Raw genomic sequence first — 430 nt, 5'->3', positions numbered from 1 at the left:
GACATGCTGGATGTGCGACCGCTGCGGGTCATCATGCAGGCTCGGGAGGTTCAGGCACTGCAACGCATTGCCAGCGAGCTGCCCATTGATGAACAGGTGCTGGACTACGCCGTGCGCGTGGCGCGCAGTACGCGCACCTGGCCAGGTCTTAGCCAGGGCGCAGGGCCGCGCGCTTCAATTGCACTGGTGCGTGGCGGGCGGGCCAGAGCATTGTTGCGCGGCGGTGAGTTCGTTACTCCGGACGACATCAAGGGCTGCGCGCTGGCTGTGTTGCGACACAGGGTCAGGCTGTCACCGGAACTGGACATTGAGGGCCTTTCGGTGGATCAGGTGCTTCGGCAGATCCTTGACCAGGTCTCGGCACCGCGCCTGTGAAACAGGTTCTGAAACCGTCGGTTCCGATGCTGCGCTGGCTCGGTGGGTTCATGTG

1 protein-coding gene is annotated in these 430 nt (G+C 63.7%); it reads left to right on the top strand.

The genetic code is table 11. From position 1 onward, the window contains the following. Window positions 1-375, top strand: a 375-nt coding sequence (locus ALO43_RS14535; protein WP_217999773.1) for an AAA family ATPase, incomplete at its 5' end; no start/stop codon positions are given. Window positions 376-430: the final 55 nt, after the last annotated feature.

It is taken from the genome of Pseudomonas tremae, from assembly GCF_001401155.1.
Classification (GTDB): Bacteria; Pseudomonadota; Gammaproteobacteria; order Pseudomonadales; family Pseudomonadaceae; genus Aquipseudomonas; species Aquipseudomonas tremae.
The sequence above is the reverse complement of the archived record's forward strand: the minus strand, read 5'-3'. Positions and strand labels throughout refer to the sequence as shown.